Origin of the sequence: Paraburkholderia sp. CNPSo 3274 (genome assembly GCF_024206475.1) — a bacterium.
Classification (GTDB): Bacteria; Pseudomonadota; Gammaproteobacteria; order Burkholderiales; family Burkholderiaceae; genus Paraburkholderia.
On sequence record NZ_JAMBPR010000065.1, the window covers coordinates 26,221 to 51,191 of the forward strand.

Genomic DNA, 24,971 nt, shown 5'->3' on the forward strand with positions numbered 1-24,971 from the left:
TGGCGTGACCTTTACTATTTAACGGGCGAAATGGTTAGAGCCGGGTGCCGCCCGTCGCGTCGATCACCTGTCCCGTAGTCCAGCGTGCCTCATTCGAGGCCAGGAAGGTGATGACGTCAGCCACGTCGGCAGGTTGACCCACTCGCGAGAATACCGACATGGCCTCCGCGCCGGCACGCGCCTCCGGTACGGTTATCCACGCCGCATTCATGTCAGTTTCCGTCACACCTGGCATGACCGTATTTACCGTGATGCCGCGAGGACCGAACTCAGGGGCAAGCGCCAGTGTGAGGGTTTCAAGGGCACCCTTCGACGCGGCGTAGGCAGGATGCGTTGGAGCGGCGACGCGTGTAAAGCCCGTCGAAACGTTGATAATTCGTCCATCGTCGCGGATGTGGTCGGCAACAGCCTGGATCAGAAAGAACGGTGCCTTGAAGTTCACCGTCAGGACCTCGTCGAAGACGGACTCACTGGTCTGAGACAGAGGAATCGCCGGTGCCACGCCGGCATTGTTGACTAGAATGTCGAGCCGAGGCTCTCCCGTGGCGGCAATCGCAGCTGCCCTGAATTGCTCCCAGATACTGTCCGTTGCTTCCTTCCCGCGACTCAAGTCCGCTTTGATGGCAACGGCTTTTGATCCGAGGGCCTCGATCTCGCGGATGGTGGCGTGAGCAGCGTCCGCGTTGCTGGCGTAGTGCACGCCGATGAGCGCGGCTCCTTGTCTCGCGAAGGCCAGTGCCACAGCACGGCCGATACCACGAGAGCTTCCCGTTATGAGGGCCGCCTTGCTTGAAAGTTTTCCTGACATCAATCGCTCCTGTCGGCCGAATTGAATAGTGACCGCTATAATAATAACGCTGGAAACCACCCTGTCAATGATTTTTATAGTAATCGATATAAAATGACCGAACCCGCCCGAAAACGTGGCAGACCAAGGTTGCTGGACCGCGATGTCGGGCTCGATGTCGCCGCGCGGCTGTTCTGGGAGCATGGATACGAGGGAACCTCGATAGCCGACCTGACCGAGGCCATGGGTATCCCGCCGCCATCCCTCTACGCAACGTTCGGCTCGAAGGATGACCTTTACAGACAGGCACTCGACCATATCAACGAGCGTGAGAACAAGCAGTGGCTGGAAGCGCTGCAAGGAAAGATGCCGGCCTACGATGCGATAGCGTTTTACTTGCACGACGCCGCGGCACGCTTTACCGACCCGGGAAGGCCGCGCGGCTGCATGATTTCGACCGCTGTTCTTCAACATGGCGAAAAGAGCGAGTCTGCCGCCCAGACGGTCGCCGCGTGGCGGGAGCTTGGGTTAGAGGCCATCAAGGCACGCTTCGACCGTGCCTTAGCCGAGGGTGAGCTTGCCAGCGAGACCGACACCGAAGCGCTTGCCCGCTTTTACGGGGCGGTTGTGCAAGGCATGTCGGCGCAAGCCTGTGACGGGGCATGCGGGGCAAAATTAAAGCGGCTGGCTGATATTGCGCTGTCGGCATGGCCGTGGCCGCACGCTCATCGGCAGAACCCGGTTCTGTGAGTGCATTGGTTTTCAGCAAACACGACACGGCTGTACCACTGGGGTTCGGCCATGTGCGGTCGCTGGGTAGTACGACAGCTCAGCCGCTTCAATGTCTCTTCGCCTTCGTCAACAGTCGCTCAAAACCACCGACACGACGAGCCGCACGCCGCTACGTGGCTTCCTTGACATCGTCGCTCGACCGATTTGTCAGGATGGCGCTCGCGATAATGTCAAAAAGATGATCGGCCCGCGGCGCGAATGAGGGCTGGTCGACCAGCCAGCCGAGCGCCGACATCAGGGCGAACAGGTCGACCCCATCCATATCGGCGCGCGCCGTTCCCTCGGCCTGAGCACGGAGCAGTAATCCCTCTCCCGCCGAGTGCACCGTTGCGCATGAAGCATAGAGCGCGGACTCCGGGTCCGAGTGGGCACTCGCCATCAAGGCCACAACGCCGCTATAGCTGTGGACGAATGCCACTCCTCCCCGAAACCAGGACACGAGCGCTTCGCCCGGCGCATCCGACGTTTCGAGTTCGCGTGCCTTCTGCGCCAGTGCGTCCAGATTCGTACACAGCAACGCTTCGAACTGGTCAGTGATCCATATATTGACAATCAGGATCTGGATCACTGATCCACAAGATACAGCGGATTTGTGCGAATGGGAACAGTTCCGTTGTCCGACACCACGAAAGGAGATGATGTCATGGGAAAGCTTGAGGGTAAGGTTGCGGTCGTCACGGGTGGATCGAGCGGCATGGCGCTGGCGAGCGCGAAGCGGTTCGTTGAAGAAGGCGCGTACGTTTTCATCACGGGCCGGAGGCAGGAGGTGCTCGACCAGGCCGTCGAGCTGATTGGCCGGAACGTGACCGGCGTGCGCGGCGACGCCGCCAGTCTCGACGACCTCGACCGCCTGTTCGATACGGTCAAACGCGAAAAGGGCAAGATCGACATCCTGTACGCGAGCGCTGGCATTGGCGAATCCGTCCCACTGGGCGAGATTACCGAGCAGCACTTCGATGCAACCTTCAGCCTGAATGCGCGCGGCACGCTGTTTACGGTTCAGAAGGCGTTGCCGCTGTTCAACGACGGCGGATCGATCTTCATGACCGGGTCAGTTGCTTCGGTGAAAGGTTTTCCTGGTTACGGCGTCTACGCGGCGAGCAAGGCAGCGTTGCGCTCATTCGCACGCACCTGGCTCAACGAACTGAAGGGCAGGAATATCCGGGTGAACGTGCTGAGCCCGGGGCCGATCGCCACACCGATGCAGGACCAGGTTCTCGACGAGCAGGCGAAGCAGATGTTCGAATCCCTGATCCCGCGGGGAAAGATGGGGCGTCCTGAGGAAATTGCGACGGCCGCGCTGTTTCTTGCTTCAGACGATTCGAGCTTCGTGAATGGGGTGGAGTTGTCGGTCGACGGCGGTTTCTCGGCCATCTGAAATCACGCAGAAAAGCGCGTAGCGGGGCCTTTCAGCTTGACGGAGATGATTCGATATCCGCCTGTCAATATGGATTCCTTATCAATTGACGGAATTGATTTCGGTGATTGCCCAGCGGGTGTCGTGACATGGGTCCGCGGCTGATCCCCCTTGAATGGAGAGTTCGCATGAGCTATTCGATCATTGGCTTTGGCGCGGTAGGTCAGGCGCTCGCCCGGGCGTTTGCACGAAAGAACATCGATGTGACCGTCGCCAGCCGGCGCCCTCCCGAGACGTTGATGCAGCAGGCACGAGCGATCGGCCCCTGCGTTGTCCCCAGGACGCGGCAGGAGGCAATCGCGTCCGACACGATCTTCCTGGCGATTCCGTTCTGGGAACATCGCGAAGTCGCGAAGCAGATCGCAACCTGGAAGGGCAAGACGATCATCGATGCGACCAATGCTTACGGTGTTCCCGTTGCAGACCTGGATGGTCTGCCGTCGTCCGCCGTGGTCGCCAAAGCGTTTACCGGCGCGAGGTTCGTCAAGGGCTTCAATCATCTGCCCGCTGCCGTTCTGGCCGCTGATCCGAACGTGAATGGCGGCAGCCGCGTCGTGTTTCTGTCGAGCGATGACGAAGCTGCGGTGGCGCCGGTCGCGGCGTTGGCCGGACAACTCGGTTTCGCGCCGGTTGCGCTAGGACCGCTGAAGGATGGCGGCTTGCTGGTCCAGGCCAAGGGGAATACCTGGGCTGAACTGATCTTCAAGGATCTCGTCAAGTTCAAATAACGGCACATCACGGCAAAGTCACAACGGCCACGTGATGCGGACCGATGTCCGTTCGGAGATGGAAGGCGGTCGTTGTCGGCATGCTGACTCGAATGACGGCTCAGGGTTGCGGATTCAACCGGTCGATGCAACACAATCGAAGCTGCGTGAGCAGCAGAAGTGTTGCATCGACCGGTTGAATCCGCACACAAGAACGAACGTTGCCTTCACGTAGGCCTGTTTTATGGTCGATCCCGCGAGCATTCCTGTGGAGCGCCATAAACGGCGCGCAAAGTCGTATCAGATAAAAAGGTTCAAAAGATTAGGAACAAGTTCCCGAAGCCGCGCAGCAACCGAGCAGCACAGGCCGACGCCATGTATCGCAGGCAGCGCCGCGCGGCGCAAGCCCAGTAGGCTGCGACGGGACCAGGAGAGGTGACGGGACCGGCGGCACGCCCCGGCGTGACTACTGATGCATGCGTGCGGCGCAGCCTCTTCGCCAAAAAGGAGCCAACATGACAATCTGCGTCGTACCGTTGGCCCCCCGCCGAGCCACCTTGGATTCGTTCGCCGCCGCGATATGGAGATTCAACGTTTACCCGTCTGCTGCATACACTTTTACATTACTCTTCGGCAGATCGACCACCACTGAAAAAGACGCTTTTGGTCTGGGTACAACTGGCGGCCCGGAAAGCACCCCGGACGGCCGTGCCGAAATCGAGGAGAAATGCCCCATGAAGCTACTCATCGCGACCTACGGCACCGAGGGCGATGCGCGCCCGTTCGCCGCGCTGTGCCGTGACCTGATGGACGCCGGGCACGAAGCGCGCCTGCTCGCCGACGCCACCACGCTTGGCAGCGCCCACGCACTCGGCGTGCCGGCCACGGCGCTGGCCGGCGACATTCGCGGCATGCTTCGCCCGGACCACGCTATCGCTGGCGTCGTCGCGAAAGGCGGCGGCTTCAACGAGACCGCACGCGCGCTCGCGAAGATCGCCAACGAAAACGCGCAGTCGTGGATGCGCACCATCGTCGAGGAGGGCGAGGGTTGCGATGCGATTCTGGTCGCCGGGCTGGCCGCGTTCGTGGGGCTTTCCGCGGCGGAGTATCTGGGCGCGAAAGGCATAGGCTCGGGCATGATCCCGCTGACGCCGACGGCGGCCTTCCCCTCGCCGTTTTTGCCGCCCAACTGGGTACCGCGCGTGCTGAATCGCGCCAGCCACAGCCTTGTGAACGGCATGCTCTGGAAGGGGTTCCGCGACAAGACCAATGCCGCGCGCGCGATGTTCGGCCTGCCGCCGCGCAAGGCGGTTTGGAAAGACCACCCGATGGTTTATGGTGTCTCGCCAAGCCTGCTGGCCACCCCCGCCGACTGGCCCGTCAACGCTCATCTATGCGGACAGTGGCTGGCGCCGAGCCCGGCATGGACGCCACCGGCCGCGCTGGCGCGTTTTCTCGCTGCCGGAGACGCGCCCGTCTACATCGGCTTTGGCAGCATGACGGGCTTCGACAATTCGCGGCTGCTGAATGCCCTGATCGAGGCCATGCAGGGCCGGCGCGCACTCTTCTACCCAGGCTGGAGCGGCATCGATCCGAACGCGCTTCCTGAAAACTTTTTCGTCGTCGGCGACACGCCGCACGACTGGCTGCTCCCGCGCACCGCCGCCGTCGTTCATCACGGCGGCTCCGGTACTTCGCACTCCGCAACACGCGCAGGAGTGCCTTCCATTGTGACGCCGTTCGCGGGCGACCAGTTCTTCTGGGCGGAGCGCCTGCGCCGGGCGGGTGTCGCGCCGGCGGCCGTGGACGGGCGCAAGCCCAACGCCCGAGCGTTCGCGAGCGCACTCGACTTTGCCGCCAGCGAAACGGTGCGAAACCGCGCCCGCGCACTAGGCGAAACGATGCGTGCGGAAAACGGCGTGGCGAACGCGGTGGCCGCCCTCGAGCGCATCGTGGCGGTCGATGTGCGCGAGGGAGCCTGAAGTTAGCCGGTCAGTGAAGCCGCAATGGCCTTCCTGAACGGCATCAGTTTCGAAGCCGCGCGCAGCATGAAGTCGCGCGCCAGTTTCGCGGGCGCGGTGTTGTTCGTATAGACGTCGGTGATGAACCGGGTCGCGAGATAGAGCGGCCTGGTCGCGCGGCGGTGCTGCGTTTCATAGCGTTGCAAGACCGAGAGGGCTCCGATATCGAAGCCGCTATTTTGTGCATCGATAATTCGGTTACCTAAGGTTTCCACGCCGAGCAGCCCAAAATTAAATCCATGCGCGGTTACCGGATGCATGCCGACCGCGGCGTCGCCCACGGCCGCGAAACGTGTCCCGACGAAGCGCTCCGGATAAACGGCAACGAGCGGATAGACATGCCGGGTGCTCGCCAGCTTCATCGCGCCTAGCCTGTGCATGAAACGATCCTCGATACGCCTCGCGAATTCGTCGGGCTCCAGCGCGGCGATCTCGTTGACCTGGCCCACGGGCAGTGTGAGCACGACCGACGACTGATGCGCGTTCGTCGAGCGCTCCGCGTTCATGGGGAGCAACGCGAGCGTTTGACCATAGCCGAACCACTCCCACGCGGCGTGCTCGTGAGGCGCTTCATGCGTCATGCGGCAAACCAGCATCGCCTTGCCGAAATCGTGCATGTTGGCGGCAATGCCCATCATCTTGCGCGTAGTCGAGAAGCGGCTGTCCGCCGCGACGATCAACTTCGCCGAGAGCGTCTCGCCGCTCTCCAATGACACGCTCGCCAGCGCTTCGCCGGCTTTCACGCTGCTGACCTTTTGCGCCGCAAGCAGCGTCACATCGCCATGCTCAGCCGTGCTTTGCCGCAGCGCCTCGTAGGCAGCCTTGCGAATCAGGTGATTGGAGACCAGCCAGCCCAGCTCCGCGTGACCGCTCAGTTCGTGCCCGATCTCGAGCGCCCCCGGTGAAGAACCATTGAACACCTTGGCGCTGCAAAGCGGGGCACGCGCGTGCGGGTCGATGAGATCCCAAAGCCCGAACTTGCGCATCGAACGCACCGACTTCTGGGTCAGCGCGATCTCGCGCCCGTCGAACTGCGGCTCGCTGATGTCAGCCAAGCGCTGCTGCTCGACCATGACGATCTTGAGGCCAACACCACTGAGCGAACGCGCGAGACATAGCCCCACCGGCCCGGCGCCCACGATTACGATATCTGCTTGCATGAATCGAACGATTTGAATATGACTCAGACAACCTGATCGACCTGCGCGATGCCGCGTTCGCGCAAGGCTTCGACCATGAGCGCGTCCATCGACTTCACGTGCCAGGCGAACCATTCGCGCAGTTCGGCCACCAGTTGCCGCCCCGTGTCGAAGCGCCCCTCGTCGGCAACCTGCCTGCGCACCTCGCCGACCACGTTCAGGACGTGCCGATGCTGGCTCGCATGGCAATGGCGCGGACCGAAGTTCATTTCCTCCATCCACGCTTCTTCCTGCGCGAAATGCTGCTTCGTATGCGCCGCCCACGCGTCGAACGCACCGACCCATGTTTCGTCGCTCGCGCGCGCGAGCACGTCGAGCAGCGCAACGAACCCGGCATGCATCGTATCGGTCATGGGTTCGCCCAGTTGGAGATCGGGCGCAAGTGTTGGCGAGGGGCGCGGCGCGGGTGAGGTCATGAAGGAAAGTGACGGCGTCCAGGAACGGTCTGAAAAGCCCTCTCGGGCAATTTTTCACGATAACGGGGCACATCGGTTTGCGCGCTGATTTTTAGCAAACGTCGCACGATCGGTCACTGAGGTCGATGGACGCGGCCTGCCCGCATGCGGGCGAAGCGATCAGACGAAAGGAAACGTCGATTCCGGCGCAGCGCGGGGAGCGCGGGCCGCAGACGTGGAAGGATGCGAGGAAAGGTGCTGCAGACGCGAAAACACGAAGCCGCGCGGCGCGCGGCTCAAACCAGTTCGGCGAGATTGACGAGGGCGCGGTCGCCGTCGGATTGTGCTTCGTTTTCGGCGCGGAACGTCTTCTCGCTGTACGCGATGACCTTGAACCCGCCGCCTGCCGAACGCTCTATGGTGATACCCCAGTGCCAGCCGCCTTCCTGTTCGAATACGTGCAGCCTAGGACTCGATGGTTGGCTCGGCGATTGAAAAATATTCATGTGATGCCTCCCCGTGGTGGGAATATCGTCTCGGACGATTGCCTGGATAGGAATCAGTCTAAAAAACCCCTTGCTGCGACGCAATACGGAATTACGTGGACGTGAGAACCCTGAGGCGTTGCGCATCATTCGCGCATTACCCTGGTTATGATTCGACGCCTGGCAAGCGCGAATGCAGCCAGCAACGCTCCCATCCCAAACTGCGAGACAGCGAGAGCCCGATGACTACCGTAACGAATGGCGCGGCGCATTCCGCGTCCCCGTATCAGCTTGATCTTTCGCGGCATGCTCGCCGCGCACTGCTGGAAGGACCCACGCCGATCCAGGCATTGCCGCGGCTAAGCCAGGAACTTGGGGGCGTGAATGTCTATGTCAAGCGCGACGATCTGTCCGGCCTCGGCGGCGGCGGCAACAAGCTGCGCAAGCTCGAGTTCCTGGTGGGCGAAGCGCTGGCTGCGGGCGCGGACACCATCATCACCGTGGGCGCCCGCCAGTCGAACCATGCGCGCTTGACGGCGGCTGCGGCAGCGCAAGTGGGACTACAGTGCGAACTCGTGCTCACGCGCGCCGTGCCGCGCGACGACTTCGAGTATCTGGAGAACGGCAACATCCTGCTCGACGACCTGCTCGGCGCACGCGTGCATGACCTGCCCGGCACGGCCAATGCACTGGAGTTCGCACAGGAGCGCGCCGACGAGCTGCGCGCCCAGGGCCGCAAGGTCTATGTGTGCCCGCTGGGCGGGTCGAGCCCGGTGGGGTGTCTGGGCTACGCGGCGTGCGCCGCCGAAATCATGACGCAGGCCCATGCACAGGGATTGAGCTTTGCGCGCATCGTCGTACCCAACGGCAGCAGCGGGATGCACGCGGGGCTCGCCGCCGGCTTTGCGGCGCTGGGCATCGACCCGAGCCTCGTGCTTGCGTTCACCGTCCTGGCGAAGGCTGAGCAGGCGCATGCCGCAACGCTCGAAAAGGCCGCGAAGACGCTTGAACTGATCGATCCGGCGCGGCGCATCGAGGGCCGGTCGATCGTGATCGACGAAACACAACTGGGCGACGGCTACGGCATTCCAACCGACACGATGCGCGAGGCCGTGCGGCTCGTCGCTTCGAAAGAAGGCCTGCTGGTCGACCCCGTGTACGGCGGCAAGGCATTCGCCGGTCTCGTGCAAGCCGTGCGTTCAGGACGCCTTGCGCGCGGCGAGAATGTCCTCTTCATCATGACCGGCGGCTTGCCGGGCCTGTTCGCTTATCGCAGTGCGTTTTGAGGCGCCGCGCGGCGCATTCCAGAATCGTTGATCTGAACGACCAGGGAGTCCACGATGACCGATGACGAACGCGCAATTCGCGAGCTGGTGCAAACGTGGATGGAAGCCAGCCGCTCCGGCGACACAGCCAAAGTGCTGAGTCTGATGAGCGACGACGTGGTGTTCACGGTGCCCGGCCAGGAGCCGTTCGGCAAGGCCGAGTTCGCCGCGGCTTCGCAAGCGCAGCAAGACATGCGCATAGAGGGCACGGCTGAGATCGTGGAACTTCAGGTACTGGGGGATTGGGCCTTTCTGCGCAATCGCCTCGACCTCTCCATCACGCCACCGGGCGCGACCCAGCCCATGCGGCGTACGGGCTACACGCTCACGCTGGTGCGTAAGGATGCGAGCGGACGCTGGCTGCTCGCGCGCGACGCCAATCTCGTGGCGCCGAAGCCATAAATCCGCCGCGCGAACGCGGCCCTCGCCGCCGCAAAACACGATTCGGCCGCGCGTACCAAGCCCGGCGCGCCCGATTGCTTTCGCCACTGAAAGGAAACAACCCCGCCCGACAGGCCTCGCCGCGTTACGCCCCTTTTTTGAATCAGAAAACCTTATCGATTCCTTCAGTTTATTGAGTTTCCCTTAATCGTGCGCTTGCGGCAAAGTGACGCTCATACGCTCGGAGCCACTCCTTGAACCAACGCATCGATCCCTCCCTACTCGCCGCGCCCGACCTGTCGTACGCCACGCTGCACTCGGGCATTGCCCTGCCGTTCCTCGAGCGGGGCGAAGGCGAGCCGCTGCTGTTCGTTCACGGATCGCTCTGTGATTACCGCTACTGGATGCCGCAACTCAACGGCCTTGCGGAGCATTTCCGCTGCATCGCGCCGAGCCTGAGCCACTACTGGCCCGCGGCGGATGCCTGCATCCAGGGCGATTTCGGCTGGGAGAGCCACGTCACCGAGCTGGCCGATTTCATCGCCGCGCTCGGTCTCGAATCGGTGCACCTCGTGGGCCATTCGCGTGGCGGCTGCGTGGCGTGGCATCTCGCGCGCCGCTATCCGCGCCTCGTGCGCACGCTGGTGCTGGCCGACCCGGGCGGCCCGCTCTCTCGCGTGGACAACGACGAAGCCGCGCTGCCTCCCGCGACCAACGCGCTGCGCACGCGCGCCGCCGACCTCATCCACGCCGGCGAAGTCGAAGCGGGACTCGAGTTGTTCGTCGACTCCGTGAGCGTACCGGGCGCCTGGAAAAAAGGCTCCGCGGCGTTTCGCCAGATGGCCATCTCCAACGCCACGACGCTGCCCAAGCAGTTGCAGGACCCGCTGCCGCCTTATGCACCGCGCGCCGCCGGCGAGATCAAGTGCCGCACGCTGCTGATCGATGGCCAGCGCAGCCCGCTCATGTTCCGCAACAACGTCGAAGCGCTGGACGAGTGGATCGAGTTCGCGCGGCGCGTCACGATCAAGGGCGCGACGCATGGCATGAACGGCACGCACCCCGACCTCTTCAACACCCACGTGCATACCTTCATCACGCAAGGTTGAGACGTCAGTCGCGGCCCGGTGAATGCTTCGTTTGGGGTCGAGGCGACGCAACCGTTGGCCGCAATTCCAGCCGCACCGGCATGCGGTTCGGCACCATCGCGAACGCCGTGATTTCCTCGATCGTCGCGGGATCGACGGCCAGCTTCACCGTGAACCGGTTCATCAGCGTGGAAAGCACGAGGCGCATTTCCATGGCGGCCAGATGCCGCCCCGGACACACGCGCGGCCCCGCGCCGAACTGCACCCACGCGCGCGGATCGTGCACGCGCGCATCAGCATCCGCATGGCCACGCAGCCAGCGCTCGGGATCGAAGCGCCCGGGCAGCGAGTAGTGGCGAGCGTCGAGCATGGGCCCACGCGTGAGGAAGAACATCTTCGAACCGGCGGGCAACGCGACGTCTCCCACCTGCACATACTCTACGGGCTCGAAGGCCATGATCGCGGCCACCGGACGCAAGCGCAGCGTTTCGCTGCACACGGCTTCGAACAGATCGAGGTCCTTCACGAGGCCGTACTCCGGACACACCGCGTGTGTGCCCAGCACCGCGCGCGCTTCGCTGGCGAGGCGCTGCTGCAGCGGTTCGTCGGCGCATAGATAGTAGAGCGACCACGCCAGCGCATTGGCCGTGGTGTCCTCGCCCGCCAGCAGCAGCGTGAGCACGTTGGCAGCGATGATGTCGTCGGTCACGTCGGAGCCAGGCGCATCGCGCAGCGCGAGCATCGCTTCGAGCAGATGGCGCGGCGCATCGGACGGCTCGTCGCGCATGCGCTCGCGCGAGCGCGCCATCATGCCGCGTATCGTGCGATGCACTTCGGCGAGCGCCCGGTCCGTGCGGCGGTCGCGCGGCAAACGCACATAGCGCCAGTACGGGAATGGCGCGTTCACCCGATGCATGAGCGTCGGGAAGATCTGCGCGAGATGCTCCTGAATGACGCCGCGCTCCTGTTCGAGGGTGCGCGGGTCCTCGCCGAAGGCGAGCGCGCTCGTCACATCCACCGTATAGCGCTTGAGGTCGTCGGTCATCTCGACCACGTCGCCACGCTCGGCCGCACGTTGCCAGCGGTCGTGCAGACGCGCCGTGATCGTTTGCAGCGTGGGATAGAACGCGCGGATGTGCGGCAGGGAAAGCGCCTGCGTGACGAGCCGGCGCTGTGGCTCCCACGCCGCGCCTTCAGCCGAGAACACGCCGTTGCAGCCGATTTCGGCGAGCACGGGTTCGAGCGACGCGTAACGCCGGTAGCGATGCGGACGCTCGCGCATCACGCTCTGGCTCAGCTCCGCGTCGCTCCATACCGTGACCGGCATGCCGCAGATCTGGAAACGATACGGCGTGCCAAGTTCTTCAGCCCACGCCTCCAGCACGCGGTGCAGCCTGGGCGCATCGAGCTGATGGAGGTTGCCGATGAGCGGCAAGCCGCGCGGGCACGGCAGGTCGCGCACCTGGCGCAGGCGCTGGGCGGAGGATGCGGCGTCGTCCATGGCGCGACGGCGGGCTGACGACGCTCAGTCGAGCGACATTCCCAGTTCGGCGGCCATGCGCGCGACGAGCGTTTGCAAACGCGCGACTTCGTCGGCGAGACGCTGCTGCTCGGCGCGCACCGCCTCGAAGTCCGCGAGCGAGACGCTCTCGCCGGCCTCCTCGCGAGCCCCGGGCGCGAGGGTCCCCGCGGCAACGAAACTCTCCGTGTTGACCTCACCGCACATCAAATGCATCCAGCGGCTTTCGCGCTCGCCCGGCGCGCGCGGCAGCTTCACGACGAGCGGCGGCTCGCGCTCGGCCAGTTCTTCCAGGAAGCCTTCGACCGACGAGACATCGGCGAACCCGTGCAGGCGCGACGAGTTCAGGCGCAATTCCGCCGCCGTCTGCGCGCCGCGCAGCAGCAGCACGGTAAGGAGCGCCACGGCCTGGCTCGGCACGCCCAGCACGCGGTTCAAATTGTGCTCGAAGCGCGGCACGCGGCTGCTGCTGCCTTCGAACACGAGGCTCAGCAGCTTGAGGTCTTCGATGGCGGCCAGGACTTCCGCTTCACTCACGTTCATGACCGGGGTGCGCGCGGTCTTCTGGTTGCAGCCGAGCGTGAGCGCGTTGAGCGAGAGCGGATAGGTGTCGGGCACCGTGTGCTGCTTTTCGATCAGCACGCCGACGATACGCGCCTCGATCGGCGAAAGCGCGCGCAAGGCGCGCGGCGAGGAAGCATCGGCAGGAGAATTCATGGGCAGATCAGTCCGCTGTATTTCAGTTGGAATCAGGCGTTCGATCATACGCGCGCCGGGCTTCCCGCAGAAGTCACGTGCCGCTCAGCCCGCGATCAGTTTCAACCCCGCCGGCAGCGCCTCGCCGAACACCCGGCCCGTGTCCGCCGTATCGAGCGCGACGACTTCGCGCACCATCGTGACCCACGCAGGCGGCGCGTTCGCCGACTCCATACGGCGCACCACGGTCTCGCGCAACTCGGGGGGCAGGTCGCGCGAACGGTCGCCCGTCACGCGGGCGATTTGCGCGGCGGCGAACATTGCCGGTTCGATCTTTTTCCAGTCGAGCGCGAGAATCGCGTCGAGCCAAAGCGCGGCGGTTTCCGGCGGCACCACGCCGTGCGCGCTGCCGTAGAACGGCTGGCGCGCGCCGATACGGCCCACGGCCCACCACGTCTGATGATTCTCGGAAGGCTTCTGAAGCCGCTGCAACAGCCGCTCGCCGATCTCGATCTTGCGCCCGGCCGAAATCTGTTCGAGCGACGCATAGAGCCGGATCATGTCCGCAGCGCCAAGCTTCGCGGGATCGAAGGGCAGCTTGTGGCGCTTCGAGCCGGCCGCCTCTTCGAGGTACGTCATCGCCTCCAGCACCTCGTGCTGCTGCGCCTCGTTCAGGCCGCCAGCCGCGCGCCGCCAGAGCGTCCACCACTCCGACCACACCTGGCCTTCGCCCACGAACTGGATGCCGTCGTCGAAGAGCGACCAGAGTTGCTCGACGCGCCATTCGTCCAGCGGATAGCCGAAGCCCGGACGCAGACAGAAGCCGGCGAGGTTCAGCCACAGGCGTTCGTGATCGGCGGAGCGCCGGCGCTTGCCTGCGCGCTCCCAGAGCACGCCGAACAGCTCGCGCAGGAGCGCGCCGTCCCAGTTCTGGCGCGGCCCGAGCCGCTCTTCGAGATGCGCGCGCAAGCGCTTCACTTCCTTCGCGTCGACCTTGACGGAGCGAGCGCCGAACACGCGTTCGATCGCATCGATGGCTTCGTCGAGGCCAGTGTGGCGTGCCTCGCCGTTCGCCGCGCCTGCGCCGCCCTCGTGCTCCGCGCGGCGCAGCGCGAATTCGAGCAGCCAGCGCTGCGAGGCGTCGTCGGTGGCGATGCAGTGCATCTCCAGCGTGCCGACTTCGGTGAGCGCGGTCGTGAGCTTCACGGGGCGCTCGCGCGCCGTCTTTGCATCGCCGCCTGCGGGCACCACGGTCGCGAGCGGCGGCAGGCGCACGAAGTCGCCCCCCGCGAGGTCGGCCAACTCGCCGGGTTGCCACGCGGTGTCGGCCACTGTCGATGCGAGGTGGAACTGCACCGGCTGCCCGAGTTGCAATGCGAACGTGCGGTCGTCCAGATGCAGCTCGTGGCCTTCCTCCGTGCCGCGCGGCAGGACGCACACGCCGCGCGGAGCGGCATCGGCTCCGGCGCCTTCATCGAGCACGAGAAAGTAGCTGCGCGGCGAGCCGCCGCCGATACGCGGCGCGTTGCCCGCCCGCGCGAGCGCGTAAGCGACCGCGCCGCGCGCGACGGCCACGTCGGGCTGATTGTTCTGCAGCACGTTGAGCGGCTCGCCGCGCCAGGTGCCGAGCGTATCGGCCAGACGCCGCGCGAGCGAGCGAGCGCGGAACACGCCGCCGTTGAGCAGCAGCGCGTCGGGCATAGGCAGCGCGGTTGCCGGTTCACCGGCAGCGCCAGAAGAACCCAGCGCCTCGCGCGATTGCGCGGCGAAGCGCTGCAAAAACGCCGCGATATGGCGCGTGATGGCGGGATCGGCGGCATAGGGCAAGCCGAACTCGACGATCGCCGCGCGCGAGCGGCGCGGCAGGTCGTCCGCAGTGCCCATCGGGAAGAAGCCGTCCACCACGATCTGCGCGACTTCCTCGCGGCCGAGCTGCGTGGTGCGCGCGCCGCCCACGAGACGCGCGCCCGCGCCGAGCAGCGTGATCGGCACGGACTCGGGCGCGCTGGCGTCGAGCAACTGCTCCTTCGCGACGCGGCAGCGCTCCACGAGCTGCGAAAGGCTCGCCGCGCTCAACCGCGTTTGCGCGTTCGCGAGCCGGCTTTCGGCCAGATGCGCGAGCGCGAGATCCATGTTGTCGCCGCCCAGCATCAGATGATTGCCCACGCCAATGCGCGTGAGCTGCGGCTCGCCGCCCTCGAACTGCACCTTGATGAGCGTGAGGTCGGTCGTGCCGCCGCCGACGTCGCACACGAGCACGAGGCGCGACGCACCAAGTTGCACGTCGAGCGTCGCGCGATGGTGATACAGCCAGTCGTAGAACGCGGCCTGCGGTTCTTCGAGCAGGCGCAGCGCGGGCAGCAACGCCTGCCGCGCCGCTTCGAGCGTGAGCGCGCGCGCGCCGTCGTCGAACGAGGCGGGCACGGTGAGCACCACGTCCTGATCCTCGAGCGGCGCATGCGGAAAACGATGGTTCCACGCAGCGCGCACGTGCGCGAGATAGCTCGCGCTCGCGGCCACCGGCGAAACCTTGGCGACGTCGTCGGGCGCGCCCCACGGCAGGATCGGCGCGAGGCGGTCCACCGCCGCGTGCGAGAGCCAGCTTTTCGCGCTCGCCACGAGGCGGCCGGGTACCTGCGCGCCGAGCGTGCGCGCGAGGCGGCCGATGACGGCGTCGGCGCCTGGGGAAGGCGCGCTCCACGGCAAACGCAAATCGCCCGCCGCAAGCTCGCCCGCCGCCGGGTGATAACACGCGGAAGGCAGCATCTTTTCCGCGCCCACCTCCCCGAGGCCAGTGAGCTGCTCGACGTCGAACACGCGGATGGCGGCGCCGCCTGCCTCCACATATGCCACGACGGTATTGCTCGTCCCCAGGTCGATGCCGACGACGTATGGCTTCATCGGGCTCAGGCGCCTGCTCCGCCACGCACGTCGAACTCGACCTTCCAGCGCTCGTTCGTGCCGCTCGGCATGGCTTCGAGCTCCAGCGTGCCCGCCTCCGTCACGCGCGCATGCAGCTTCACGGGCACGACCTCGCCGGGCGTGCGGCCTTCGGTCGGCAGCGTGGCCTGGATCTCCTCCAGTTCCTGCAATTCTTCGGGCGACCAGTAGTCGAGCATCGTGCCGACCTGATCCTGACGCCGCACCGAAGAACCGAAGAAACGGAAGTGCACCGGCTCGCCCACCACGAGGCCGAACTCTTGCGGCGGCAGCGCCGCCTCCGTGCCCTCTTCCATGCCGAACGGCGCGACGCAGAGCGCCGAGACAGGCGGCTCGAGCCCCGGCACCGCCGGCATGGCCGATTCGACGGCCACGTAATACGCGCGCGCCGTGCCGCCGCGAATGCGCACGCCCTTGCCGCGCTTCACATAGCCGTAGTAGGCCGCGCCCCGCGCCACCGCGAGATCGAGATCGGCGCCGCCGAGCAGACGCGCGGGCGCAGCGCCCTCGGCCGCGAGCCAGCCGTTGAGGATATCGAGCACGCGTTGCGAGAGCAGCGCCGACTTGAACACGCCGCCGTTGAAAAGGACCGCTGTGGGATGCAGGAAGGTCGCGCCCTCGGGCGGCGCACCAATGCCTTCGAGTTCCGCGAGCGCCTGCACCTGGCGGCCGAGGAAGGCCGCGAGATGGCGCGTGACGCCCGCGTCCTGCGCGTATGGCAGGCCAAGCTGCGTGAGACCCACGCGCGTGCGCACGGCGGGGCGCGCGGCGGCGTCCACCTGCGGGAAGAAGCCTTCGAGAATGATCTGCGTGAGTTCGGCGCGTGTGAGTTCCGTGCGGATCGAACCGCCGATCAGCTTCGAGCCGCGGCTCGGCACGACGATCGGCACCGTATCGACCGAGGCGTCGCTCAGCAGCGTTTCCTTGGCCGACCGGCATGCATAGGTCAGCGCGCGCAGTTGCCACGGATCGGCCTGCGTGCCCTGGGCCGCGAGCTTGCGCGCGACCACGTGCGCGAGCGCCAGGTCCATGTTGTCGCCGCCGAGCAGAATGTGCTCGCCCACGGCCACGCGGTGCAGTTCGAGATTGCCTTCGCGCTCGACCACGGCGATCAGCGAAAGGTCGGTCGTACCGCCGCCCACATCGACCACGAGGATGATGTCGCCGACCTTCACGTCCTTGCGCCACGCGCCGCCGCTTTTCTGAATCCAGCTATAGAGGGCCGCTTGCGGCTCTTCCAGCAGCGTCATCTTCGCGTAGCCCGCCGCCTGCGCGGCTTCCGCCGTCAGCTCGCGCGCGGCAGGGTCGAACGAGGCCGGAATCGTGACGGTGATCTCCTGCTCGCCGAACGGCGCCTCGGGGTGCGCGTGGTCCCAGGCCTCGCGCAGGTGCGTGAGATAGCGCACCGAGCTTTCGAGCGGCGAAACGCGCGTGACTTCGGGCGGCGCGTCGTTGGGCAGAATGGCCGCGCGGCGATCCACGCCGGGGTGGCACAACCAGCTCTTCGCGCTCGAAACGAGGCGGATCGGCGTGCCTGCGCCACGGCTGCGCGCAAGCTCGCCCACGGCGTACTCGCGCGTGGTGGTCCACGGCAGCGTGAGGTCGCCCGGCGTCAGCTCGCCCGCATGCGGCAAATAGAGAAACGAAGGCAGCAGGTCGGGCGATTCCAGCGTGCCCGGCGCCGTCAGCTGGGTCACGTTCAGCACGCTCTGCTGGGTCTTTTCGCCATCGCTGGCGGTGAGGTCGACGTAGGACAGCGCGCAATGCGTCGTGCCCAGGTCGACGCCAATCGAATATCGCGGATCGCTCACAGCTCCACCTCCGCCGGCGCGATGATGCGCGCGTCGTGCGTCTTGACGAGTTGCGGCAGCTTGACCTCCTCGACGCGCCAGCCGCGATGCGTGAGGCTGCCGCTGAACGGCGCCTCGCCCACCACATTGCCGGTGAGGCGCACGGCGGCGGCGTCGAAGCCGGCCGGCAGCGTCACGCGCGAGCCTTCGGATTCGCTGCGCACCGGGCGGATCGCGAAGTGGTCGCGCAGCGTGGCGCGACAACCTTCGTGGACGATGCGGGCGGCGGCGCCGATATCCGCATCGGCATAACCGGCGATGTCTTCCTCGACGAAATCGACGAAGCGCGCGTTGCGCTGGAGCAGGCCGAGCAGTTGGAGCGCGGCGTCGGGCGTAGCTTCCTTGATGACGGTCGGCGCAGGCGCGGGCGCGGGTGCCGGCTTCGCGACCGGAGCCGCGGCGGGCGCAGGCGCAGCGGCGGCGGGCGCAAGCCCGCCTTCACGCAGACGGCGCACGTTGGCGGCGAGCTCGCCATCGCCGAGGATCGCGAAGAACGATCCCAGCGCGACCGAAAGGCGGCCGAAGAAAGACAGATTCGATTCGGGCATGTAGACGACTCCAATATCGCTTGAGGGCTCGCAGGCAAGGCGAGCCGACCTGCCGGGCTCGCAACGAGGCCCGATCGATGCCTGGAAGGAGGCGGCCGGCAGGGGGAACTCGAGCCCGGCGCGGGCTCAAAACCCGTATTTTGCCTTGTCGCGGGCGCAAGCCGGTCAAAATGCGGGATTTGGCGGGGGAATGGCGTGCCCGGCGCCGGGCGCGGGGCTTTGGCGGCGGGCTATGCGCGCGGGCAGCGCGGCTGAACCGCGGCGGTCAGTGGCTGAACGCTGCGGCCCTTAAAAGGCGCGTCAATGCTGATAAATGGGGCACAACCGGGGGGCGACTGGCGGCGTGTGCAAACGGCCGTGCCTGCGCCGCCGCCATGATTCGCATTAAAGCCCCGGTGCTTTCAGGGAAAGATGGGCGTCGTGGATTCCGCGCCTTCTACGTCGGCGCGCGGAACATGCTGCGTGATGCTCTCCTCGATCTCCGCTTCGCGCGAGCCGGGCACGTCGGCCATGACCAGCAGTTGGCCTTCCTCGATCGGCCCGTTAAAGCGCGCAAGCCGCGTGTTCGGTTCGTCCACGCCGATCATGCCGGCCGCCCACGCGCCGAATATCGCGCCCGCGAGAGTCAGCGCGACGACCACCCCGCCCGTGATGTCGAAGTTCGAAGGCGGAAACATCAGCGCCACGAGTCCGACGATTGCGCCGGTCGCGGCGCCGAACATCACGCCGCGCTCCAGCGCATGCACGACGTCGCTGCGTTGCAGCAGCGAGGCCTCGGGCAAGCGTTCGAGCCCCACGCTGTGATTGGCGAGCACGTGGATATGACGCCACGTGATGCGCGCGCGCAGCAGATCATCCACGATTGCCTGCGCCGTGGTGGTGTCGGGAGCGAGGAAATAGAGGCGTCTCATGATGGCCCTCCTTCGGTCATGCGGCGACCCGCCTGCAACCGGCTCGCCGCCACATGACTACGATGCGATTCCGATCATCCTACGCCTGAGTTCCCTTCAGCGCGACAGCCTCGCATGGGTTTGCGCCACAACCCACTCGCATCGAGACACCTAGATCTCGATGCGCGCACCGACCTCGATCACACGATTGGCTGGCAGCTTGAAGAACGCGGCGATATTCCCGACGTTGTGCAGCATCACCGCGAAAAGGCGCTCACGCCAGAGCGACATGCCATGGCCGCGCGTCGGCACCACCACGGCGCGGCTGAGGAACCACGACGTCTCGTCGAGATCGAACGTCAATTCCGCGGACTTGTAGGCGGCGAGCGTGCATGGCAAGTCCACCTCGTCCTTGAATCCGTAATTGACGACGGCGCAGTAGCAGCCCGGGCATAGCAGCTCGATCATCACGCGCTCGCTCTCGGCCACCCATGGCACATCCTTCGTCTTCACGCTCAGGAATACTACGCGTTCGTGCAACACCCGGTTGTGCTGCAGATTGTTGACGAGCGCGTGCGGTACGGCGTCGGCGTTCGGCGTGAGGAAGATCGCCGTGCCGCCCACGCGCACAGGGTTGCTCTCGAGCAGCATCGCGAGATAGGGCTTGAGGGGCTTCTTGCCGGCGCGCACGCGCGCCTCGGCCGCCATCATTTCCCAGCCCCGTCCCCAGGTCGCCATGACCGTGAACATCAGTCCGCCGATCACGAGCGGGAACCAGCCGCCGTCCACGATCTTGAGCAGGTTGGCCGAGAAGAACATGGCATCGATCACGAAGAAGAACGCCGTGGCGAACACGCACAGCAGCCAGTTGTAGTGCCACGCGTAACGCACGACGAAGAACGTGAGAAACGTCGTGATGAGCATTGTGCCGGTCACGGCGATGCCGTAAGCGGAGCCGAGCGCCGTCGACGAACGGAAGCCCACCACCGCCGCGACTACGGCGACGAGCAGGATCCAGTTGATGCCGGGCACGTAGATCTGCCCGATTTCGCGCTCCGAGGTGTGCACGATATTCATGCGCGGCAGGAAGGAGAGTTGCATGGCCTGCATCGCCATGGAATAGGTGCCCGAAATCACGGCCTGCGAGGCGATGACGGTGGCGACGGTCGCAAGCACGATCATCGGCACGATGGACCATTGCGGGAAGAGCCGGTAGAACGGGTTTTGCATCGCACCGGGGTTGGTCAGCAGCAGCGCGCCCTGCCCGAGGTAGTTGAGCGCGAGCGCGGGAAACACAATGCCGAACCACGTGAGGCGAATCGGCTGCTTGCCGAAGTGACCCATGTCGGCATAGAGGGCTTCGGCGCCCGTGAGCGAGAGCACGACCGCGCCCAGCGCGACGAAGGCGAGCCAGCGGTGATGCAGACAAAACGCGATGCCCTCACGCGGATCGAGCGCGAACAGCACGGCCGGCGCGGAGGCAATGTTGGCGACGCCCGCCACGCCGATCACGACGAACCACAGCACCATCACCGGCCCGAACACGGCGCCGATGCCCCCAGTGCCATGCTTTTGCGTCAGGAACAGCACGATGATCGCCGTGAGCGTCACCGGAATCACGTAGGTCTTGAGCGCGGGCTCGGCCACTTCGAGGCCTTCCACGGCGCTCAACACCGAGATGGCCGGCGTGATCACGCTGTCGCCGAAGAAGAGCGCCGCGCCCATCACGCCGATCACGAGCAACGTGGTACGCAGATGCGGCCGCGACGCAACCGAGGAAGCCGCGAGCGCGAGCAGCGCCATGATGCCGCCCTCGCCGTGATTGTTCGCGCGCAGGATGAGCGCGACGTATTTGAGCGAGACGACGATCATGAGCGACCAGAAGATCAGCGAGACGATACCTACGATATTGAAAGCATTGACCGCAAGGCCGTTGCTGGGATCGAACACGGTGGCGAGCGTGTAGAGCGGACTCGTGCCGATGTCACCGTAGACCACGCCGAGCGCGGCCAGCGCGAGCGCGGGAAGCGCCGGGCGATGCGGGCCGGAGTCGCCAAGGCGCCCGTCCGCAGGCGCCGCGGATGCGGATTGTCCCATGTCTCCCTCCTGATGCTGCCGCATGCGTGCCGGGGGGCCGCGCGGCCTTGTCGTTTCGTATTGGCGAGGCTGCCCCGTTGGGCGCGCTAGTCGAAGTATAGGAACTTGGCGCAAAAATGCGCTTCGCGTGGCACGCAACGGCAACAGCGCTGCGCGAGGCGCCGTGCTTTCGCAAAACTGTCATAGTCGAGCGTATTTTCCTGAACATTCGCCCGATCAATCGGGCCGCCCGGTACGCGTACAACCCAAAGGACCTGCACAATGCGAACCCGCCTCACGTTCCTCTGCGCCGCGCTAGCGCTCGCTGCCTGCGCGTCGCAGCCCCGTTCAGCGCAACAAGACGCCGGGACGCTTCGCGCTCAACCCGCGGCCTTCGCGCAAGCCGGCGCAACCGCACACGGACGTCCGGTGAAAGTCATGATCGTGACGATGTTCGCGCCCGAAGCGAAGACATGGCTCGATCGCCTCGGTCCCTGGGAGTCCGAGACGATCGCGGGCCTCTCGAGCGACTACCCCGATGTGAAATGCAATGCCGACGACGTATGCGTGATGACGACCGGCATGGGCCACGCGAATGCCGCCGCCTCGACCATGGCCCTCGCGTTCGCGCCGCAGTTCGACCTGCGCAAGACATACTTTCTCATCGCGGGCATTGCGGGCGTGAACCCCGAGCACGGCACGATCGGCTCGGCGGCCTGGTCGGACTGGCTCGTCGATTTCGGCCTGCAGTGGGAAATCGACGGCGATGGCCGCCCGCGCGGCTGGCACACCGGCTATCTCGGCATCAATACGAAAAGCCCCGACGATAAGCCAGCACTCGACTACCGCACCGAAGTGTTCCGCCTGAATCCGAGGCTCACCTCAGCCGCCTGGGCGATCTCGCGCGACGTGGCGCTCGCCGATAGCGCACAGGCCAAGGCCGCGCGCGCGAAATATGCTTACGCTGCCGCCAGGCGGCCGCCCACGGTGATCCGTTGCGATTCGGTCGCCGACGATACCTGGTGGTCGGGCAAGGCGCTCGGCGCGAGGGCGAGCGAGTTCACGCGTCAGTTGACCGGCGGACAAGGCGTGTACTGCATGACGCAGCAGGAGGACAACGCCACATTCGAAGCACTCAGCCGCGCGGCGCGGGCGCAACGCGTGGACCTCGATCGCGTGGCCGTGCTGCGCGCGGGCTCGGACTTCGATCGTCCGTATGCGGGCGAATCGAACGCGGCGAATCTGCTGAACTATGCCAGCCAGGGCGGCTTCGCACCTGCGTTGGAAAACCTCTATCGCGCGGGCCATCCGCTCGTGCAGACCATCGTCGCGCATTGGAGCGAATGGCAAGATGGCATTCCTGAAAATTCGGCTGCAGCGTCGCCTCGTTAGCAACATCACGCCCTGTCCCCGCTTTGCATCGAAGCATCCTTGTGAGGAATACAGACGATCGATGCGTACCGCTACCCGGCACGCATCGCCAATTCGCAAAGCAATTACAGCGCACGATCGTCCATACGCATTGCGCATCGGAATGCGGGATTTCCGCTACTGAAATCCTCCTTTGACCGGATAGCTTTATCGCGGCATCTATGCCAGATTAGGTCTCACTCATTGCAAGCGCAGCGCCGGGGTCGCGAAGCGATGCGCCATGATTCCACGGGGGACAGCATGCACGGTTACTTCCCTCCCTTTCATGCCGTCACGGACATCATGTTCGCGAGCATGCTCGCATGTGTGCATTCGCGAGCGTGCGCGTCATGAACGCCGCCAGCATCGTCGTGCTCGGCGCGGGGCCAGCGGGCGCAGCCGTTGCACGCGCGCTCGCTGGGCTCGGTTATCGCGTGCAGGTGGTAAGCGACTGGCGCCGCTTCGATGCTGCCGAAGCCCTAACGGCACGCGTGATCGAAGCGCTTCGCCGCGCGGGCCTGCATCGCGCAGCCAGTTGCGGCGAAGGGCCGTGTGTGCGCACCACGCTCTGGAACGGCGCGCTGCAAACGCTCGACGCAGAATTCCTCGTGGACCGGCGCGTGTTCGATGCGGCCCTGCGCGAGGACCTGTGCAGCGCGGGCGTGGAGATGATCGAGGCGAACGTGCGCTCGCTGCAGTCCTCTTCCGCGGGTCACGACCTCATGATCGAAACCGCCGAAGGACCGCTCACGTTACGCGCGGACTTTCTTGTCGAAGCGCGCGGCCGCCTCGCGCCGCTGTTGCGCGACGCCACGCGCGGCCCGCAAACCGTGAGCCTGCTGAACGTATGGAAGGGCCGCGCGGGCGCGGCGGCCACTGCGGTGGAAAGCCTGCCGGCCGGCTGGGCATGGATGGCGCGTCTGGGCGACGGCCGCTGCTACTGGCAATTGACGCTGGACGTCACGAACCCCGAACTGCCGCAGCGCGATGAGTTACTCGCGTTTTGCGAGCGCATGCGGCACTCACCGCTTGCCGGCGACTTCTTCGCGGGCGACGCCGCCAACGATGTGCGTCTCTATGCGCGCAGCAGCACCGCCACGCTGTGCGGCCGGACCGGCGGCCACAACTGGCTGCGCGTGGGCGACGCCGCCATGGCCGTCGATCCGCTCGCGGGCAATGGCGTGTTCCAGTCGCTCACCTCCGCATTGCAGGCGCCCGCGGTGATCCACACGCTGCTCGCGCGGCCGGAGCGTGCGCCGCTCGCGCTGCGCTTTCATCAGCAGCGCATCGAGCAGTTGTTCATGCGCTTCGCGCGCACCGGGCGCGATGTGTACGCGCTCGAGCAGCGCTGGACCACGCAACCCTTCTGGCAAACGCGTGGCGCGTGGCCCGACGACCGGCCCGCTCACGTGAGCGCCGATTTCAACGAGTTGAACGTGGGACGCGCACCCGTGATCGATGGCGGCATGATTACCGAAGTGGACGTGGTCGCGAGCCCGGACCAGCCGCTCGGCATATGGCATCTGTGCGACGCTGCGCTCGCGCCTGTGGTTGAAGCGCTGCGGCGCGAGCCTGCTGAGCAGGTGCTCAAGTCGCTCGATGCGGATCAGGCGCGGATGATTCGGCACTGGCTTGCTATGCAGGATTTTCCTTAGCCTTGCGGTTGTTTTGGCCTTTCCTTGTTTTCGTGTCGGTATGCCTGGGTTGCCCCTGTGCGGGGCGGCACCTACTTTTCTTTGCCGCGGTGTATGGACCGGAGACATGGGTAACAGGTGTGCGGGGACATGGGTAACACTTCCGGCGGCGCTCCGCGCGCCGAAGGGCATAACCCAAAACCAGCGGCTCACGCAGTTCCGACGGTTTCCCTTGCAGACCCATCCGCAGCGCGCGTAGCGAGCAGCGGGATGAATGAGCGCCTTGTCACTAACCTGGAAGGTGCGAGGCGACAGACGTTCCGGAGCCACTACCCATGACGGCGAGTGGTGCAAGGGGACAGGCGCTGGCGGTTTGAGCGGCTTTCTTTGCCTCCTTTCTTTGCCGCGGCAAAGAAAGGAGGTGCCGCCCCGCACAGGGGCAACGCCTGCATACCGACGCGAAAACAAGAAAACGCCAAAGAGCCCTGATCACAAAAAATCCACAAATTCCATCGCACTACTGAGTGCCTAAAAGCACCTCACCCGCGCTCCCGCATCGGCCTCGCACAGCATGGGTATGAAGCGTCCACGCTCTCCGACCTGCTGGCCGCCGCCGACGCCGCGCTCTACAGCGCGAAATCGCTGGGCGGCAACCGGCTCGAAATGCTGCTTCTTTAACGCGGCATGCCAAATCAGGTCCAAGTCAGCAATTTGTAAGCTGCGCGCATTCTTTTTGCTAGCCCACTTAGGCCCGCCCTATCCGGTCGCGGGCGCAATCGCGTCAAGGGTAAGGGGGCACAATGGCAACGAT

General features: G+C 65.4%; 21 protein-coding genes and 1 pseudogene. 10 read left to right on the plus strand and 12 right to left on the minus strand.

What is annotated here, in order from left to right; genetic code table 11:
- Positions 1-34: 34 nt before the first annotated feature.
- Positions 35-808: an SDR family oxidoreductase gene (locus tag M3I54_RS33280; protein ID WP_254343480.1), complete on the minus strand. Its 774-nt coding sequence runs from the start codon at positions 806-808 to the stop codon at positions 35-37.
- Between the two features lie 93 nt (positions 809-901).
- Between M3I54_RS33280 and M3I54_RS33285 the strand changes: the two genes are divergently transcribed.
- On the plus strand, positions 902-1,537 hold the full coding sequence (locus M3I54_RS33285; protein ID WP_254343482.1) for a TetR/AcrR family transcriptional regulator: 636 nt from the start codon (positions 902-904) through the stop codon (positions 1,535-1,537).
- Between the two features lie 151 nt (positions 1,538-1,688).
- Here M3I54_RS33285 and M3I54_RS33290 read toward each other — a convergent pair whose 3' ends face one another.
- Positions 1,689-2,147 (minus strand): TetR/AcrR family transcriptional regulator, encoded by a 459-nt coding sequence (locus tag M3I54_RS33290; protein ID WP_254343484.1) that lies wholly within the window; start codon positions 2,145-2,147, stop codon positions 1,689-1,691.
- Positions 2,148-2,222: 75 nt separating this feature from the next.
- Between M3I54_RS33290 and M3I54_RS33295 the strand changes: the two genes are divergently transcribed.
- The 3 genes from M3I54_RS33295 to M3I54_RS33305 all read left to right on the plus strand — a co-directional run bounded on the left by M3I54_RS33295 (position 2,223) and on the right by M3I54_RS33305 (position 5,685).
- Positions 2,223-2,957 carry an SDR family NAD(P)-dependent oxidoreductase gene (locus M3I54_RS33295; protein ID WP_254343486.1) on the plus strand — a complete coding sequence of 245 codons (735 nt, stop codon included), beginning with the start codon at positions 2,223-2,225 and terminating at the stop codon, positions 2,955-2,957.
- A 167-nt stretch (positions 2,958-3,124) separates the two neighbouring features.
- A complete protein-coding gene (locus M3I54_RS33300) occupies positions 3,125-3,724 on the plus strand; it encodes an NADPH-dependent F420 reductase (RefSeq protein WP_254343488.1) in 600 nt (199 codons plus the stop codon).
- Between the two features lie 713 nt (positions 3,725-4,437).
- On the plus strand, positions 4,438-5,685 hold the full coding sequence (locus M3I54_RS33305; RefSeq protein WP_254343534.1) for a glycosyltransferase: 1,248 nt from the start codon (positions 4,438-4,440) through the stop codon (positions 5,683-5,685).
- Between the two features lie 2 nt (positions 5,686-5,687).
- Here M3I54_RS33305 and ubiM read toward each other — a convergent pair whose 3' ends face one another.
- From ubiM to M3I54_RS33320, 3 genes are all read right to left on the minus strand, one after another.
- Positions 5,688-6,998 (minus strand): 5-demethoxyubiquinol-8 5-hydroxylase UbiM, encoded by a 1,311-nt coding sequence (gene ubiM, locus M3I54_RS33310; RefSeq protein ID WP_375542259.1) that lies wholly within the window; start codon positions 6,996-6,998, stop codon positions 5,688-5,690.
- A complete protein-coding gene (locus tag M3I54_RS33315) occupies positions 6,908-7,339 on the minus strand; it encodes a hemerythrin domain-containing protein (RefSeq protein ID WP_302059247.1) in 432 nt (143 codons plus the stop codon). Before M3I54_RS33315 ends, ubiM begins: the two co-directional genes overlap by 91 nt.
- A gap of 275 nt (positions 7,340-7,614) precedes the next feature.
- Positions 7,615-7,824: a hypothetical protein gene (locus M3I54_RS33320; protein WP_035514678.1), complete on the minus strand. Its 210-nt coding sequence runs from the start codon at positions 7,822-7,824 to the stop codon at positions 7,615-7,617.
- Between the two features lie 221 nt (positions 7,825-8,045).
- Here M3I54_RS33320 and M3I54_RS33325 point away from each other — a divergent pair, with 221 nt between their 5' ends.
- From M3I54_RS33325 to M3I54_RS33335, 3 genes are all read left to right on the plus strand, one after another.
- Positions 8,046-9,089 (plus strand): D-cysteine desulfhydrase family protein, encoded by a 1,044-nt coding sequence (locus tag M3I54_RS33325; RefSeq protein ID WP_254343495.1) that lies wholly within the window; start codon positions 8,046-8,048, stop codon positions 9,087-9,089.
- Positions 9,090-9,143: 54 nt separating this feature from the next.
- On the plus strand, positions 9,144-9,530 hold the full coding sequence (locus M3I54_RS33330) for an SgcJ/EcaC family oxidoreductase (RefSeq protein ID WP_254343497.1): 387 nt from the start codon (positions 9,144-9,146) through the stop codon (positions 9,528-9,530).
- 233 nt (positions 9,531-9,763) lie between these two features.
- Positions 9,764-10,618: an alpha/beta fold hydrolase gene (locus tag M3I54_RS33335; RefSeq protein ID WP_254343499.1), complete on the plus strand. Its 855-nt coding sequence runs from the start codon at positions 9,764-9,766 to the stop codon at positions 10,616-10,618.
- A gap of 4 nt (positions 10,619-10,622) precedes the next feature.
- On the opposite strand, the gene M3I54_RS33340 is transcribed toward M3I54_RS33335, so the two are convergent.
- The 7 genes from M3I54_RS33340 to M3I54_RS33370 all read right to left on the minus strand — a co-directional run bounded on the left by M3I54_RS33340 (position 10,623) and on the right by M3I54_RS33370 (position 21,137).
- Entirely contained in the window at positions 10,623-12,098 is a 1,476-nt protein-coding gene (locus tag M3I54_RS33340; protein WP_254343501.1) for a cytochrome P450, read from the minus strand.
- A 24-nt stretch (positions 12,099-12,122) separates the two neighbouring features.
- Positions 12,123-12,833 (minus strand): YceH family protein, encoded by a 711-nt coding sequence (locus M3I54_RS33345; RefSeq protein WP_254343503.1) that lies wholly within the window; start codon positions 12,831-12,833, stop codon positions 12,123-12,125.
- 84 nt (positions 12,834-12,917) lie between these two features.
- The gene (locus M3I54_RS33350) at positions 12,918-15,713 is read right to left on the minus strand and encodes an Hsp70 family protein (protein WP_254343505.1); all 2,796 of its coding nucleotides are present in this window, start codon (positions 15,711-15,713) and stop codon (positions 12,918-12,920) included.
- Between the two features lie 5 nt (positions 15,714-15,718).
- The gene (locus M3I54_RS33355) at positions 15,719-17,563 is read right to left on the minus strand and encodes an Hsp70 family protein (RefSeq protein WP_254343515.1); all 1,845 of its coding nucleotides are present in this window, start codon (positions 17,561-17,563) and stop codon (positions 15,719-15,721) included.
- On the minus strand, positions 17,560-18,150 hold the full coding sequence (locus M3I54_RS33360; RefSeq protein WP_201696473.1) for a DUF2760 domain-containing protein: 591 nt from the start codon (positions 18,148-18,150) through the stop codon (positions 17,560-17,562). The genes M3I54_RS33355 and M3I54_RS33360 overlap by 4 nt, the downstream gene beginning before the upstream one ends.
- A gap of 401 nt (positions 18,151-18,551) precedes the next feature.
- Positions 18,552-19,061, minus strand: a complete 510-nt coding sequence (locus M3I54_RS33365) for a DUF1269 domain-containing protein (RefSeq protein ID WP_254343522.1) — start codon at positions 19,059-19,061, stop codon at positions 18,552-18,554.
- A gap of 150 nt (positions 19,062-19,211) precedes the next feature.
- Positions 19,212-21,137: a potassium transporter Kup gene (locus M3I54_RS33370; protein WP_254343524.1), complete on the minus strand. Its 1,926-nt coding sequence runs from the start codon at positions 21,135-21,137 to the stop codon at positions 19,212-19,214.
- A gap of 261 nt (positions 21,138-21,398) precedes the next feature.
- Here M3I54_RS33370 and M3I54_RS33375 point away from each other — a divergent pair, with 261 nt between their 5' ends.
- The 3 genes and pseudogenes from M3I54_RS33375 to M3I54_RS33385 form a co-directional block, all read left to right on the plus strand.
- Positions 21,399-22,508, plus strand: coding sequence for a purine nucleoside permease (locus M3I54_RS33375; protein WP_254343526.1), 1,110 nt, complete (start codon positions 21,399-21,401; stop codon positions 22,506-22,508).
- A gap of 368 nt (positions 22,509-22,876) precedes the next feature.
- A complete protein-coding gene (locus M3I54_RS33380; protein ID WP_254343528.1) occupies positions 22,877-24,181 on the plus strand; it encodes an NAD(P)/FAD-dependent oxidoreductase in 1,305 nt (434 codons plus the stop codon).
- Between the two features lie 534 nt (positions 24,182-24,715).
- Positions 24,716-24,838: pseudogene (locus tag M3I54_RS33385) on the plus strand (GGDEF domain-containing protein); the annotation flags it as partial.
- Positions 24,839-24,971 lie beyond the last annotated feature (133 nt).